Genomic DNA, 14,388 nt, shown 5'->3' with positions numbered 1-14,388 from the left:
GTGTCTGAGTATATGATTGAAGTCATTGATGCGGTAAAACAGTTCAAAGAAACAAAAGCATTGCAGAATGTTTCTGTTCAGCTACAACATGGAAAAATCCATGGAGTGATCGGGCGAAATGGATCTGGAAAAACCGTTCTATTCAAATCAATTTGTGGGTTTATAAGACTGGATTCAGGTCAAATTCTGATAGAAGGAAAACCAGTGAAACCAGCTATTGCACAGGATATTGGAATTATTATAGAAGAGCCGGGTTTCATTGAAGCATTAAGTGGATTTAAAAATTTAAAACTACTGGCATCAGTTCGTCGCCGAATTACAGACGAGGATATCCGTGAAACGTTAAAACTAGTAGGACTTGACCCACAAAGCAAAAAAAGAGTGAGAAACTATTCCTTAGGGATGCGCCATCGTCTTGGAATAGCTCAGGCAATTATGGAGAGACCGAGCTTACTGATACTTGATGAACCAATGAATGGCTTGGATAAAAGTGGTGTTTTGGAAATGCGTCAAGTGTTTAAGGAGTTAAAACAAAAAGGTGTCACGATACTTTTGTCTTCACACTTTGCAGAAGACATAGAGGTATTATGTGATACAGTCTTTGAAATGGATAATGGTGTGTTAACGAAAGTACGGGAATAGCGAGCTGGCAGGTTAATTTGCAGCAACTGCCCAACAGTAATCAAAATATATATCGTAATCTATCAAATCATAGTTGAGAAACTAAACGTTTAGTTTTCTTATAGACGATCACTTTTTAGGTGGTCGTCTTTTAGTAGCTTTGCTATGATACCAATAACAGAATCAATGCTAATAGTAATACTCATTATGGGTAGGACAGTACATAGGATAAATTATAATGGGAACTAAGGAAAGATGTAGGGCGAAAATATATCATTAAATGTTTCACTCCTCTTGAAGAGCCAATTTCTATAATCATTACTACCAGTCTATCGATATTCAACAATATTAAGATATTATGTTGCTAATAGTCTCAAATTATCTTTTGTATAATCATATGTAGGGAGGACGTTATCATTGTCTAGTTTTACTAATAAGAACAATGCAAAAAATACATATCTTATTGGTACGATTTTCTTACTAGGTTCAGCAGTTTTAACTTCTATAACTCAAGTTCTTAATGCTAATAAAGTTCAAGCGTTCAGCCCTTTTGCTTTTACTTTTATTAGTTTTTTATTTACGGCTCTATTTTTTATTATTGTTTCGATAAAGAAGAAAGGGAATACAAGAAAATTAGACAGTGCGAGTAAGAAGGATTATTTATATTTAAATCTATATACTGCCCTAGCTTTTATGTGTTTTTTCTATGCTCTGAAATATGTTGAACCAGCTATAGTAAGTGCTATTGAAATTGGCATTGGTCCAGTATTTGCTTTGCTGTTAGCCAAGGCAGCAGCACCAGGAATGAAAACTCTCAAATCGGACTCCACTGTAGCTTGGGGAACACTTGCCAGTAGTCTTTTGCTTGTTTGGGCTACTCTAACCGGACGTTCAGGGTTACACTTCGTACTTTCAGGAGAATTTATCCTTGGATTATCCGCTTCTTTATTATGTGGTGTTGGAGCAGTACTCGCTGCTCAGTATTCAAAAAAACTTAGTATGAAGGGGTGGGAGTCTTCACATATCCTTGCCCATCGATTTTATTTTATTATCATAGCTTCCTTATGTTTGGCTATCCTTGAAGGTCATTTAATTTCTCAATTGTCAACACACTTTCTTTGGATTGTTCTATTAAGTTTCTTAGGTGTACTTTTACCGCTTTACATGCTACAGGTCGGGATAAAATACTGCGACACTTTTTTTGTGATGGTTACAATTGCCTTTGTACCCATTTTCACTTTCATATTTCAATTGTTAGATCCTCGGATTGGATGGTCCACTACTACACTTATCGGGATATTGAATTTAACACTATTTGCTTTACTGGGAGTGTACTTAAAGAATCGAAGGTTAATGGATACTAGTAACATCACATGATTGAACGAATAATGCAAACAAGAGGTGAAACGTGTTGGAGTTATTGAATGGAACTCGTTTTGCAGTATTCTTTAGTTAGTTGGAAAATTTTTTCTAATACCCTTGAAATTTCAAAAAATATAATATAGACTAATAACATACCTAGTTTATCTATGTATTTAATACTTGTATTTACTTATAGTTGTTTTATTTTACCTACATACATAGAATATCTATGTATGTAGGCGGTTGATTATGGTAGAACTAAAGAAAAAAATATGGGATGTACCAAGTGGGAGGTATATGTTGAAGGACATTAATAGAGCTTGTCTATTACTTTTAACTGTATTTATATGTTTTTATGTTTCTGGTTGTACTAATTATATCACTCGTGAAGAAGCTATGAATGAGGTGAAATCAACTGATTTATCAAACGAGAATATTGATGGAATTATGTTAGGAATGGACATAACCGACGTTGAAATTATCGAAGAACATGGGGAATTTGTGGTTCACCCTGATAATGAGGATATTGCACCAAAAGCATCTAAAATGAGTTATGACTTGTATTGGAATGAAGAACATATTATTAGAGTCGATAGAGCAACAAGAGAAATTGTAATGATTGCGCATTTAGAAAATAATACGAATGCATCGACAATGTATGGGGTAACAAGAGGAACGCCCCTTGAAGATGTCATTGACTTATATGGAGAGGATTACTATATATACAAGGATAGTAGTCAAACATTAAATGAGATTGGTTATGTTGACCACAATAACAATATAAGAATAGCATTTATACATTTTGATGAAAAGGTTGCTCATATTAGTTTAGGATATATTGTTGACTAAATACACGGAAGCATTCTTATAAGTAAATAGACATTAAGAGTTTCGAATTTGGTAAACATTTACAGAAAACCGTTCTTAAGAAATTTGACAGCTAAATTAAACTATAAATTGCTCAGAGTAAGCTCGGTTGACAAAAGGTATTCAGTTTTTCTCTTATCAAAATGTTGAATTTTATAGTATGGGGGAAGATTAAGAGGTGAATGACAATGGATAAAACCAAGAGATTACGGATAAGAAATGGCACAATGATATTCTTTATTCTCGTTTTAGTTTTTGATTTGGTTGTTTTTATAATGTCTAAAAATAATTATTATTTTTCCTTTGTGAAATCCACGAATAATAAGTTGCTCATCCTACTTACTTTAGTTTCATTTTATGCTTTTGCAATTACTCACAAGTTACACCGAGTGCTAATTATTATCGTTACCTTTACAGCATTCCTTTATTTAGGATGGTTTGGGCTAACTAACAACTCCTATCATACCATTGACTCTCCATCTGGTAACGTAAAGGTAATGATAGGACATAGAGATGTTACATTTGGAGAAACCAATCACTTTTATGAGTTTTACCTTTATACATCAATTCCTGGTCTGATGAAAAAAGTGGAAAAACATAAAATTCTAACTAGGAGGGTTTACGCTGGCAATTTAGAAGTGTTGGGAGTAGACGATGCTGAATGGATTGATGACAATAAAATAATTTTCCACTCTCAATATGCAGAAGACACACAAGTTGACTTAAAACAGTAGGGAAAATAGTGAATGTATAGATATTAATAAATGTAATAGTATTTTTGAGTAAAACTCATAGATATAGAAAGTAAGATGGATGTTGAATGCCTTATACAAGAGGATGCCTGTTTGTCCCTGTCTTTTTGGGTACTATTTTTACCATTTATTAAGTTTATATTTATGGTCCAATGTTACCTTTTTTTTGATAATGTTTATTGCTAAACTTATTACTTGACATATTTTCATGGAGGGTATTATGAGCAATCAAAAACTATTAGTTTTAGTTATATCAATTATTATATTTGGAGGATTACTATACAGTATAGAATTATATTATAAATATGATAATGTAGATGTTGAAAATATATTGGCTGAAAATCAAAAAATGAAAGAGACCATCACCTCAATGGAATACGAAAAAAAAATGCTATCTAATGATACTAAAAGTATTTCAAAGGCAATTAATACAACTCATAGATTTATAAATAGTGGTAGCTATTCCCTGGGGAAACAATATCTAATTGATGATTCTGATTATATCGAGACTACTTTGCACTTGGGATATCATGGTGTAACGTGGTCCTGGAATAATTCTGAACTTGAGATTATAGATTTCTCTTACGAAGAAAAAGATAAAGTAATAGTTACCTGTTCTTTTACAACTACATTTGAAGATGGTACAGCCTATAATGATAACTGGTCATTTGAACTTACAAAGTTTGACGATTGGAAAATTAGTGGAATTGACTTACTTGAATAAAAATATAACAAAAGGCGATTTAACCTGCTTTTTTTCGAATTCAGGTATGGAATCAAGGATATCTTCTGAAGAATATATTTGCACATTCTCCAGACAAAACGGCAAGTTATAAGTAGCCTGCAAGTCCATCGTTATCACATGATTTTTGAGAAAGAAACAGACCATCTTATGAAGGGTTTAGTAGACTTAAAGAGAATATCTTAGATTATAATAATTCTTTAGAATTATTGTATAGAGGTTTTGGAGGTGTACTATGAAAAGAAAAGTTGTCATTTTAATAACTTTAATCTTGCTAATGCTTTCCGCTTGTAGTGACGTTGAAACGAAGAAAGAAATAGCTGTCGATGATGTCAACACAGAGATAGAAGAAAATCTGGGTTATGACATTGAGAAGGCATTAGGAAAAATAATTGGAACTCCATCAGCATCTTCTAATCCTTCTGATTACATTAAAGATAATCAAGAAGAATTCGATTATATTGTAGGTCAGGGTACCAAAGCATTGAATTATATGATGAATAAGTTTAGCACATCAAATAGTGATGGATTAATAGAATATGTGATGGCACTGGCTTGTATTGAAATATTAGGGGACATAGACCCAGTAAAAGAATGGGATACAGGCAGGGATTGGTATAACAGTTATAGAAATTTATAATTCTCATGTAAAAAAATCTTAAAAGTTCTATAAAAAATTATAGATAGCGTATTAAATCCAGAAGATTTAGTACGCTTTTTTTTGTTTCAGCACTGTCGTAATTATTAAATCATAGTAGTATTTAGTATAGCTATTTCTAATAATTTTAAAAAATGTTTTTCTCTTAATATTGTACTTGTTAGGAAAAAATAGTTAAAAGTGCGACTTTTAGTTTTGGCATACGTCTATATAAATAAAGAATGGGGAAGAGGTGTTTTTTTGTCTTGTACAGGGGAAGAAGTTGCAGAATGGTATTCATGCTATAGCATTGATATATTTAAATACATTTACCTTTTAATAAATGACTACCAACAAGCAGAGGATTTAACGCAAGAAACGTTTGTTAGGGCATATAAAAACTATGATTCTTTTGAAGGGAGATCCAATCCGAAGACATGGTTATTTAGTATTGCTCGTAATATAACCTTTGATTATTTAAGGAAGAAAAAAACGATAAACGTAATAAAAGAACTTTTGAAACGGAAAAGTGTTACAAGTCCACTACCGGAAGAGACATTGCAGGTAAAAGAGGAGTCCGATTATTTAGTAACAGCTATTAATAAGCTAAAAAAATCTCATAGGGATGTAATTATTTTAAGAAAAATAAAAGGATTTTCTATAAGAGAGACATCGGAAGTATTAAATTGGACTGAAAGCAAGGTAAAGTCTACGTTACCAAGAGCCCTATTGTCTTTGGAGAAGGAGATTCAAAAAGGAGGGTATTTCTGTGAGCAATCAGTTTAGTGGCGATAGCGAACTTGATAAACAATTAAAGAGATTGAACGACAATATTGTATGGGAAGAATCTAGAAACAAGTTAGTAGGAAAAAATATAGAAGCAATAATTAAAAAAACGGAGAGAAAGCGGACCATCTTTAGTAGGTCTATGTACGCATTAAGTGTAGTTGTTCCGTTACTCTTTATCATGATAACCATTAATTTTCTAACAAATAATGATGGTACATCCTCTCCACCAGTAGAGGAAGATGAAAATGTTTCAACTATTGGGGAAGAGACGAAACCTGATAATAAGGCAGAGAGTGAAAAAAAAGAAAGTGACGACATCGAACAATTAATTAATTATGAGATTTTGTTTGGTCATTCTACTATGAATGGGTATGTCATGTATGGTTGGGACCATGATAATTTTAACCTTGAAAATTTTAAAGCGTCTATGGAATATAGAATACCAGATATATTAGAAGTAATAGCAGTGACTGAAAACCCCCATTTAAAGAAAGACTTTGAAGATATTTATGATATCTTACTTGAACTAGAATTAAAAATGGATAATGAAGAAGAAAGAAAACGACTAGTTCACGAACTTCAAAAAATTTACCGTGATCTCGATTACTACGTACGTGGAAATACCATGCATGGGTCAACCGATGTGACGCACTATTCTAGAAGTGTAAATAATAAAGGAGAAGTGAGTGACGAGGAGCAGCCTAATAAAAATGAAGAAGAGGGAATTATTACAACAAACAGAAATGTTTTACTACCAAATAAAAATGATTTGCCAACCGGTATGAATGCAAATTCACACACTACAACAAATCAAATCAACAGTGTGACTGAATATTCAACAGTAGCGAAGGTATTTCAAGGGATGATTTATATAAAGTATCAAAATCAATCATTGAACAACAGTAGTTTTATTGCATTTGCTAACTTCCTGTACAATAAAGATATCTGTCTAAGAAAGTATAACTTTAACTATGGGGTGATTAAGATATGAATCTAGTCATATTGGACGAATTATATTCTGTTATAAAATTATCAACAACAGATGATGTACCATCATGGGCAGGCAAAGGGGAATTCGTTTCTATTACACATACTAACGAAGAACTTTCTATAGTTTGTCCTACTGTCAATGTTCCTGATGATAATCTTATCGAGATGGAACCTGATTGGAAATGTATCAAAATAGAGGGACCTTTGGATTTTAGTTTAACAGGAGTATTGTCTTCTTTAGCTACGCCGTTAGCGGAAAATAATATAAGTATTTTTGCTATTTCCACTTTTAATACTGACTATTTGTTGATAAAGCTGCATTCCGTAGAAAAAGCAAAAGTAGTCTTAGAGAATGCGGGTCATGTATTTATCAAATGTTAGGAATAAATGGTATAGAGGCTAACATTTTTGTCATGGGAGATGAACAAAGAAACACTTATTGTAAATCAGTCATCTCAAAAAAAGGTCACTACGATTGAAGTAGGAGGATTATTTTGAAGAAAACTAAAACTGTGATTATTGGACTAGTTGCAAATATTGTGTTTGGGTATATCCTGACAAAAATCGTTCTCAACGTGTACCTATTGTTTTTTCTTATGTTTATCATTAGTCTCATAGTCACAGCATTTTATTTTGTACCGCTTATTTTGTTAAATATCAAAGTCTACCGTAACATTAGAGTTACCAAAGCGAAATACATCCATGGGGGTTGTCTTACTGATAATTGTGGGTGGAATACTAGGTATTGACTTCGATAAATATAACTAAGGAGGATAGGTGTATGAATAACTAAAGAAATATATAGTTTTCACAATGAAATACTTCATTCTAACGCCTTCAAGTATTTCAATAACAACGTATTTATCTGAAGGACACTAATTAACATTTTGTAAGCAGTACAACCATATCTGGTAGTAGAGAACTTAAACTAAAGAGCTGATTGATGTAATAATAGTAATCATCTATTATATGTGATTTCATTCTCAGCCAAAAAGTTGTAATAACGAAGGCACTGAAAAAGCACAAATCAACTAAGAGTAACCGATAGCTAAGAAGCTGGAAGACTGAAATGCTTTTACGTAGGCAAACATACAATTTTTAAAAACTTAATAGGGGAGAATTAGAATTGTTATATTATGTAATTGATGCTTTTACAGATACAAAGTTTGGTGGTAATCCTGCTGGTGTAGTGATCCACGATGATTTAGATGAAAAGTTTATGCAGAAATTTGCTGCAGAAGTTCGCTTTTCGGAAACCGCATTTATAAAAAAATTTAACAATAAAATGTTTGAGATAAAGTTTTTCACACCTACTTCTCAGGTTGAACTTTGTGGACATGCGACCATTGCATCCTTTAAAGCTTTATTGGACAGTCGCGATGTTGAAAATAACAATACATATTATATAAAAACACTCGCTGGTACACTATCAGTAACATTGGACCAATCAATTATAATGATGGAGCAAGCTGAACCTAAGTTAGGTAAAGTATTTGATGATTTCGAATGTTTGTCCGACCTATTTAATATCGATAAAAGCCAAATTGAGAGTGAAAATTACAATTTAGTACCTCAAGCTGCAAGCACTGGTCTTTGGGATATAATGCTTCCAATTAAAACAAAGGATGCTTTGTATGCTCTTAATCCAGATTTTAAAGCACTTGCTGAATTTTCAAAGAGCAATAATGTAGGGGGAGTCCATGCATTTACTCTCGATACAAAAGAAGGTATAGCAGAGAGTAGAAATTTTTGTCCACTCTATGGGATTGATGAGGAAGCAGCAACAGGTACTTCAAATGGGGCCTTAACTTATTATCTTTTTAGCAACCATGTATTATGGAATTTTAATAAAGAGTACACTTTCCTTCAAGGGTATAGTATGGGCAGACCTTCTACTATCATTACAAAATTAGTTAATAAAGAGAATCCAAGAGTTATGGTAGGCGGGAATGCAATAATAGTAACAAAAGGGATACTATACTAGACTTCTTCATATGCCAACTATAACTTATTAAAGAAATTGACCAAATTTCAAAGTTTTTATTAATTCTGTGTCAATTTCATTTATATTGTATTCTTTGAAAGAAGTCTATTATTAATTTAAGCGCTTTTTGTGCTGACACCTCATTGTACTTTGAGCAGTACGGATCACTGAAACCATGTTGTCCGATAAATTTATAAACCTTGCTATTCTTCTTATTCAAAGTTGAAATTAACTCATCGACATTAAAGGAGTTTTCCTGTTCTGGAAAGAATAGCATTGTTGGAGTTTTGGGTATTATGGAAACATAGTCCCTAATACGTGAACCATAGTAGCCCACCACAGCATCGGCAGACTCGTCCTCACTACATAACCAAGCGATTGTGGCACCAACACTAAATCCGACGACAAATACTTTTTTGTATTCATTTCTAAGTGCTGACAAGAGAGTGTTTATTTTATGTAATGCATTTTCAAAACCAACGCCCTCCATAAAATGCTGATATGCAATTTCTTCTTCTGAATAATCAAAGGAAGTTTCATGTTCATATAAATTTGGACAAATAACATCAAATCTCTGGTCTGATAAAAACTCACAAATATACTTCATATGCTGATTAATCCCATAAATTTCGTGAATTACAATGATAACAAAGTCGTTTTTACTATGAGTTAATTTAATCATTTACTCCTCCCGTAGACCTAAGAATCTTTAAATACATTTTATAACATATTATAGCTTTTATTATTCATTTATCATCCTTCTTATCTACAGCTTGTTTTTTCATCCAATATAGAGATTAGAAAAATTTTATTTTATCCTACGTGGAAACATAATCAAAGGAACTACATTAAGTGAAAGGGTGGGTATGATAGACTTAGATGCCTATATCTTTTAATCTATCAATTATATCAAAACTTTTTGTAACGCATTATTAATTGTAAAGATAGTTTATATACAATTCGATACCTAAATGGTAAAATAATGGAATTGTTATATTTTTTATTACGAATTATATAGGAGAAAAGATATGAAAAAATACTTAGTTTTGGTTATTCTCGGTTTTGTAATTATTCCAATAATAGGTAGTTTTAAAGAATCTAATGAGCAATCTATTGAAACGGCGGCTGGCATAGAAGAAAATATGAATAATGAAGAAAGTGAAGAAGTAATTAATATAGAATATGAAGAAGTTATTGATGAGTTAAAATGGGAAAATAAGAAATTATCATATAAAATAATACGTTTAGAAGATGAAATTACAGCCTTAATGTCAACAATTTGGGATGTTGATTTGGCTATTATTGAGGATGCAACACATGAAATTGAGTTATATTCATTATGTCAAACCTTAGATGAAGCCAAGCTTTTCTTTTCTGAGAATATATCTGCACCTGGTGATGATTATGGTGATACTATTTTTTTTGCGAATAGTATGGGATCGGAATCCATGATGACATGGATACCAATGGGAATTGAGCATTTTAGAAGTTTTTCAAAAGAAGAAGGTAAAATTATACTAAATTATATTATGATTGATGAAAGTAATGAATACAGCAGTGAATATAGTTTTGTAATGATTAACGAAGATGGTTGGAAAATCGATGAGATACGGTGATATTAAGTCATTTTCGAGTAAGCTTTTATTATAAAATAAGCTCTGTTAAATATAATTATTGAGTATATAAGGAAACCCTTTTTTTGGTTGGTTTAGGAGTAAATATTTCTCTATATCTTCTAATATAAACTCTTTTATGAGAGAAGCAGAGGGTTTAAATGAAAAGTTGAATCCTAAGTCAATGCAATGGAGATAAAGGAAGAAACAGTTCACAATTAGGTATAGAGTGGATATTAATAATGCTTAACTGAGGAGGTAACTATGCTTAAGTGGATTACAGAATTCGATGAACCATCATTTGAATGTAATAACGATCATGGTGAACTAATTATTGAGAGCATAGAAACAACAAATGAATTAAAGGAAATGGGTCCAGTTTTCCAGTTTTTTGCCTCGTTTGATTTTATTTTTGAAACGGATTCTCTACTATCGTTGCCAACCCCAAACCAAAATGTAGTAAAAACGATAATGAATGAAGTAGTTCCTCATTATGTTGATATAAAGCAAATATTCATTGATGGAGAGCTAAAAGAAATAAATGTTATGGATCTTAAAGAGGAGTCGAAAAGATTAGTAAAGGACTCACTTTCAAATGGTATATATCCTGTAATTCCAGATTTATATCGGACAAATAATCTCAATTTACCAACAGGTCCAAGGGAGTTGAAACATTTTTTGGTTAATCAAGAAATGATTACTCCCCTTCATATTGATGAGACAGAGGAGATACGTGATTTTCTTATAAATTCATTTTTTACTGACAGAGGTTCAATTTCACTTCAACCAACCGGATGGAAGTTAGAAGATAATTTGAAAGAGTCAGTGACAATTCGCACTTTCAGTACATTTGCAAAACAAATTGTTTTAATTGTCGATGATAAAAACATGAATGTAGTTGGCCTTGATATATACGGGTAGAAGCAACTTGAAAAACTACGTGCGGAGTACTTGAACAAGAAGTAAAAACAAACAGATAATTAATATAGAAGCAGGACATAACTAGTTAAAATGTGAATTTTTGATAAAGTGTATTACTTCCATTAATTTTAGATTCTGTGAAAAAATTAGTTATAAGATATTCATTTCCAACTAAAAAAATAGGGGTGGGGCGTATCTGCAGATGGCAAGGTACGCTTTTTGACTTTATGAATGTTCTAACCAAATTCTTCTTTTAGTTTTTACCTAATTATATAAATTAAATCCCCTTTTTTCAGTTAACTTATGGACAAATTTATAGGTCAAACAACAGAATATTTTCAATACAGTTAGGTCATCATAATTATTGTATCATCTAAAAAATCTTCCTAGGAGGTCTTTTCAATGGGATTTTTTGACTTGTTTAACGAAAATGAAGAAACTCGAGAGAAAAGACAAAAAGAGATAAGAGAAGCAGAGGGAGTAAGAGATACGGAATTCGCTGCGGAACAAGCACATCTTGATCTTCGTCAAGAAGAATTAGATATTCACAAAGATCGTGTGCAAACAGGTGACGTAGTTCTCCATAAAGATATCGTCGAAGAAGAACAAACTGTCAATGTTCCTGTTGCCCATGATCAAGTAATTATCGAAAGTCGAGAGGTTGCCCACGAGCTTACGGATGAACCAATCACTGAGGAAGAGACGATTCATATACCAGTTACTGCTGAGAAAATCGATGTGGATAAGCATACAGTCGTAACTGGGGAAATTTCTGCTCATAAGCGTTCTGTGGAAGAGGTTGAACAAGTACGCGATGTACTCCACAAAGAAGTCGCTGAAGTGGAAGAACATGGTGATACGGATATTATTAGGAAAGACTAACTTGAAGTTCAGAAAAGTGCTTTAAGAAATATTTGTTACTTTAGCCTGTTATGAGAAATTCTTTCATAGCAGGCTTTCTTTGAGTTCATTTCTCAATAATTTTTATAGCATGGGGAACAATAATAAAAATCAATTAGGAGGGTCCCTATGGGTAAATATATTATTATCGGAGCAATTATGGGCGGCGTCGTTGGATGGGTATTAAATGTTAACCTTTTTATAGCTCTTATTTTAGGGGCTATTGTTGCTGGAGTTAGCTATATGCTTTTTTCGAATCGAAATGAAGAGAGAATAGAGGAAACAACTGAGCCTGATGATGGAAAAATGCTTCTGCGTGAGGAACAATTAGATATCACGAAAGAGCGTGTTCAAATTGGAGAGGTCAAGGTTCATAAAGAAGTGGTAGAAGAACAAAAAACAATTACTGTTCCTCTTAGACGAGAGGAGATGGTCATTGAAGCAGGGGATGAAGAAGTGTACCGGATCCCTATAAAAGAAGAGGAAGTACAAATAACTAAAAATCCTGTCAAAGTGAATGAAGTTTCTATTACCAAGCGTGAAGTGGAAGGAATAGAACAAGTAAACGAAATGGTAAAAAAAGAAACGGCGGATATTGAGATTAAAGGAAATGCAGATGTAAAAGAGAAAAGTTAGCAACACTAATTGTACCTTTGTTTAATAAATCCCATTGGTGCACTACTCTTCTAATTTGTTTAAATATCTAACGTGTAAAAGGGTTGCGATTTAACTTTAAATATATGTGTTCTAATACTAAGATGTGTTTGGTGTATAGCATTGCAGAACGACAAAAAAGGCTCAGTCTCGCCTTTCCAAATAAGAAAAGAAAAAGACCGAACCCCTTAATATGTATAGTTTGGCGGGACTGTGTGGGAATCGAACCCACCGGAGACGGCACGCGCCTCCCGAGAGGTTTTGAAGTTCTATTGAGGTTGTTATACCTAGTACCTTATAGTACCAAAACATGCTCTACATTAGGGTTTCGATGCTAGCTTATATTTTGTAGTACCATGAAATTTTTAAAAACGGGCACCAAACTCGGCACCACTAAAATAGTTGAACAACCAAAATAAAATCAAATGGCATTGTTCTTCTCTATAATATAATGATCCTACTTAGTCCATGACATTTTCATTAACGTCTTTATCTGCAATCTTTAAAATACGCAGTGGTTGTAGATAGTTAATTAAAATAACATTTATATCAGATTAAATTTCCGAAACTTTTATTTTTTTCTGACTATTTGTTTATTAACTAATATTTTTGTGAAAAATAGGGATTAGGTACATTTACTGACACTTGTTCTTTGTAACAACAGGAATGGCACTATAAATTTTATGTAAGGTTTAATACGCGCATATCCAACCGTTTATTTATAATAATCTTCTTCATGGAATTACAGGGAAGCAAAAATTTTAATAAAAAGAGAAACGAGAAGGAAATTCAGAAGGAAATTATTAAGGGATATTTTCCGGAAAACTATTATAGAGGATTTTCAAAATCGATAAAGGAAGTGACCAAAATGAATAAACAAAGGAGACGGACTATATTATGGAGTACTGAAGAGATGGGGCAGTTTCTAGAAGTGGCGAAGCAGGAAGGAGAGGAATTAATATTTGAATTCGCACTTTTTACGGGGGTTCGACAAGGAGAACTATTATCTCTTACTTGGAGTGATATTAACTTTGAAAGTGGAACATGTACTGTCGGAAGTGTTATTTCTGCTGGACAAGTACAAAATGAAATTTTAGAACGAAAGCCTAGTTTCCGAACAGTAACCCTATCGCGAAACCTTCTTGTTAAACTGCAAAAACACAAGGAAAATCAGCAGTTGGTTAAAGAGCAATATGGTGAGCATTATCATACTTTAGAGCTTGTTTTCCCAAATAATGAGGGTTCAACCCAGTCCTATTACAAATTTATTAGGAAATTTAACCGCCTAATTGAAAAAGCAAATGTACGGAAAATTACTTTCCGTGATTTAGGAAGAATATCTATTAATAGCCCATATGAAATGCCTATTCCTCTTGAATCCTTGATATCTTATCGAGGAGTTGAATCGAATACCATCAAATATTATTTAGCGGATAAAATTGACGAACAAGAAACCAGAAGTAAACTCCAAAACGAAAATTAGGAAATAATTCTTTTAAACAAAGGCTCTGTTAGTGGTTGTTGTTGATTTATGATAAAAAGAAAGGGCTTCCAAA

17 protein-coding genes and 1 tRNA gene are annotated in these 14,388 nt (G+C 32.6%); 16 read left to right on the top strand and 2 right to left on the bottom strand.

Annotated features, from left to right (window positions below; all coding sequences use genetic code 11):
• The 11 genes from BK585_RS14770 to BK585_RS14720 all read left to right on the top strand — a co-directional run bounded on the left by BK585_RS14770 (window position 1) and on the right by BK585_RS14720 (window position 8,744).
• The gene (locus tag BK585_RS14770; protein ID WP_245805843.1) at window positions 1-642 is read left to right on the top strand and encodes an ABC transporter ATP-binding protein; all 642 of its coding nucleotides are present in this window, start codon (window positions 1-3) and stop codon (window positions 640-642) included.
• Window positions 643-1,038: 396 nt separating this feature from the next.
• The gene (locus tag BK585_RS14765) at window positions 1,039-1,998 is read left to right on the top strand and encodes a DMT family transporter (RefSeq protein WP_078554377.1); all 960 of its coding nucleotides are present in this window, start codon (window positions 1,039-1,041) and stop codon (window positions 1,996-1,998) included.
• A 285-nt stretch (window positions 1,999-2,283) separates the two neighbouring features.
• Window positions 2,284-2,832, top strand: coding sequence for a hypothetical protein (locus tag BK585_RS14760; RefSeq protein ID WP_139367572.1), 549 nt, complete (start codon window positions 2,284-2,286; stop codon window positions 2,830-2,832).
• A 206-nt stretch (window positions 2,833-3,038) separates the two neighbouring features.
• Complete coding sequence (locus BK585_RS14755) at window positions 3,039-3,584, top strand: hypothetical protein (protein ID WP_078554373.1); 546 nt, start codon at window positions 3,039-3,041, stop codon at window positions 3,582-3,584.
• A 238-nt stretch (window positions 3,585-3,822) separates the two neighbouring features.
• Window positions 3,823-4,326, top strand: a complete 504-nt coding sequence (locus BK585_RS14750) for a hypothetical protein (RefSeq protein ID WP_078554371.1) — start codon at window positions 3,823-3,825, stop codon at window positions 4,324-4,326.
• 253 nt (window positions 4,327-4,579) lie between these two features.
• Window positions 4,580-4,984 (top strand): hypothetical protein, encoded by a 405-nt coding sequence (locus BK585_RS14745; protein WP_078554370.1) that lies wholly within the window; start codon window positions 4,580-4,582, stop codon window positions 4,982-4,984.
• A 258-nt stretch (window positions 4,985-5,242) separates the two neighbouring features.
• Complete coding sequence (locus tag BK585_RS14740) at window positions 5,243-5,767, top strand: RNA polymerase sigma factor (RefSeq protein ID WP_078554368.1); 525 nt, start codon at window positions 5,243-5,245, stop codon at window positions 5,765-5,767.
• Window positions 5,751-6,761 (top strand): hypothetical protein, encoded by a 1,011-nt coding sequence (locus tag BK585_RS14735; protein WP_078554366.1) that lies wholly within the window; start codon window positions 5,751-5,753, stop codon window positions 6,759-6,761. The genes BK585_RS14740 and BK585_RS14735 overlap by 17 nt, the downstream gene beginning before the upstream one ends.
• A complete protein-coding gene (locus BK585_RS14730; protein ID WP_078554365.1) occupies window positions 6,758-7,141 on the top strand; it encodes an ACT domain-containing protein in 384 nt (127 codons plus the stop codon). The genes BK585_RS14735 and BK585_RS14730 overlap by 4 nt, the downstream gene beginning before the upstream one ends.
• A gap of 113 nt (window positions 7,142-7,254) precedes the next feature.
• Complete coding sequence (locus BK585_RS14725; RefSeq protein ID WP_078554363.1) at window positions 7,255-7,509, top strand: hypothetical protein; 255 nt, start codon at window positions 7,255-7,257, stop codon at window positions 7,507-7,509.
• A gap of 377 nt (window positions 7,510-7,886) precedes the next feature.
• A complete protein-coding gene (locus tag BK585_RS14720) occupies window positions 7,887-8,744 on the top strand; it encodes a PhzF family phenazine biosynthesis protein (protein WP_078554362.1) in 858 nt (285 codons plus the stop codon).
• A gap of 76 nt (window positions 8,745-8,820) precedes the next feature.
• On the opposite strand, the gene BK585_RS14715 is transcribed toward BK585_RS14720, so the two are convergent.
• Entirely contained in the window at window positions 8,821-9,426 is a 606-nt protein-coding gene (locus BK585_RS14715) for a dienelactone hydrolase family protein (RefSeq protein ID WP_078554361.1), read from the bottom strand.
• Between the two features lie 346 nt (window positions 9,427-9,772).
• On the opposite strand from BK585_RS14715, the gene BK585_RS14710 reads away from it, so the two are divergent.
• The 4 genes from BK585_RS14710 to BK585_RS14695 all read left to right on the top strand — a co-directional run bounded on the left by BK585_RS14710 (window position 9,773) and on the right by BK585_RS14695 (window position 12,814).
• The gene (locus BK585_RS14710; RefSeq protein WP_078554360.1) at window positions 9,773-10,360 is read left to right on the top strand and encodes a hypothetical protein; all 588 of its coding nucleotides are present in this window, start codon (window positions 9,773-9,775) and stop codon (window positions 10,358-10,360) included.
• A 261-nt stretch (window positions 10,361-10,621) separates the two neighbouring features.
• Window positions 10,622-11,278, top strand: coding sequence for a hypothetical protein (locus BK585_RS14705; protein WP_078554359.1), 657 nt, complete (start codon window positions 10,622-10,624; stop codon window positions 11,276-11,278).
• A gap of 402 nt (window positions 11,279-11,680) precedes the next feature.
• A complete protein-coding gene (locus BK585_RS14700; protein ID WP_078554358.1) occupies window positions 11,681-12,160 on the top strand; it encodes a YsnF/AvaK domain-containing protein in 480 nt (159 codons plus the stop codon).
• A gap of 147 nt (window positions 12,161-12,307) precedes the next feature.
• The gene (locus BK585_RS14695) at window positions 12,308-12,814 is read left to right on the top strand and encodes a YsnF/AvaK domain-containing protein (protein ID WP_078554357.1); all 507 of its coding nucleotides are present in this window, start codon (window positions 12,308-12,310) and stop codon (window positions 12,812-12,814) included.
• A gap of 221 nt (window positions 12,815-13,035) precedes the next feature.
• On the opposite strand, the gene BK585_RS24110 is transcribed toward BK585_RS14695, so the two are convergent.
• Window positions 13,036-13,137, bottom strand: a tRNA-OTHER gene (locus BK585_RS24110).
• Window positions 13,138-13,700: 563 nt separating this feature from the next.
• Between BK585_RS24110 and BK585_RS14690 the strand changes: the two genes are divergently transcribed.
• Entirely contained in the window at window positions 13,701-14,315 is a 615-nt protein-coding gene (locus BK585_RS14690; RefSeq protein ID WP_170885612.1) for a tyrosine-type recombinase/integrase, read from the top strand.
• Window positions 14,316-14,388 lie beyond the last annotated feature (73 nt).

This window comes from Bacillus alkalicellulosilyticus (genome assembly GCF_002019795.1).
In the GTDB taxonomy this organism is placed as follows: domain Bacteria; phylum Bacillota; class Bacilli; order Bacillales; family Bacillaceae_F; genus Bacillus_AO; species Bacillus_AO alkalicellulosilyticum.
The sequence above is the reverse complement of the archived record's forward strand: the minus strand, read 5'-3'. Positions and strand labels throughout refer to the sequence as shown.

Bases quoted from the DNA above. Each gene is read 5' to 3' on its own strand.
- BK585_RS14710 (WP_078554360.1), top strand. From the start codon at position 9,773: ATGAAAAAATACTTAGTTTTGGTTATTCTCGGTTTTGTAATTATTCCA.
- BK585_RS14715 (WP_078554361.1), bottom strand. From the start codon at position 9,426: ATGATTAAATTAACTCATAGTAAAAACGACTTTGTTATCATTGTAATT.
- BK585_RS14745 (WP_078554370.1), top strand. From the start codon at position 4,580: ATGAAAAGAAAAGTTGTCATTTTAATAACTTTAATCTTGCTAATGCTT.
- BK585_RS14695 (WP_078554357.1), top strand. From the start codon at position 12,308: ATGGGTAAATATATTATTATCGGAGCAATTATGGGCGGCGTCGTTGGA.
- BK585_RS14700 (WP_078554358.1), top strand. From the start codon at position 11,681: ATGGGATTTTTTGACTTGTTTAACGAAAATGAAGAAACTCGAGAGAAA.
- BK585_RS14705 (WP_078554359.1), top strand. From the start codon at position 10,622: ATGCTTAAGTGGATTACAGAATTCGATGAACCATCATTTGAATGTAAT.
- BK585_RS14690 (WP_170885612.1), top strand. From the start codon at position 13,701: ATGAATAAACAAAGGAGACGGACTATATTATGGAGTACTGAAGAGATG.
- BK585_RS14750 (WP_078554371.1), top strand. From the start codon at position 3,823: ATGAGCAATCAAAAACTATTAGTTTTAGTTATATCAATTATTATATTT.
- BK585_RS14755 (WP_078554373.1), top strand. From the start codon at position 3,039: ATGGATAAAACCAAGAGATTACGGATAAGAAATGGCACAATGATATTC.
- BK585_RS14730 (WP_078554365.1), top strand. From the start codon at position 6,758: ATGAATCTAGTCATATTGGACGAATTATATTCTGTTATAAAATTATCA.